The 277-nt window shown below is 50.2% G+C and carries 1 pseudogene; it reads right to left on the bottom strand.

Features of this window, described 5'->3' with window-relative positions:
- A pseudogene (locus P8629_RS11775) lies at positions 1 to 277 on the bottom strand (1-deoxy-D-xylulose-5-phosphate reductoisomerase); the annotation flags it as partial.

The following is a 277-nucleotide window of genomic DNA, read 5'->3' on the forward strand; positions in this document are numbered from 1 at the left end:
GGACTGTTTGCCCCGCACACGGTCGACAATACCTTTTCATTAATCACAGCAATATCAGTAAAACGAATCTGCCCTCGTAAAAAGGCCTCAACGGCCACTTCATTCGCCGCATTGAGCGACGTAGTGGCATGCTGGCCGAGATAACACGCGTCTATCGCCAATTGCAAACAAGGGTAACGCTGATAATCAACCTCCATAAAGGTCAACTCACTCAAACGAGTAAAGTCTAGCGGTTCAACGCCTGCACTGACCCGCTGAGGATAGGCCAGCGTTTGTG

The sequence above is a fragment of the Hydrogenovibrio sp. 3SP14C1 genome, assembly GCF_029625905.1.
Classification (GTDB): domain Bacteria; phylum Pseudomonadota; class Gammaproteobacteria; order Thiomicrospirales; family Thiomicrospiraceae; genus Hydrogenovibrio.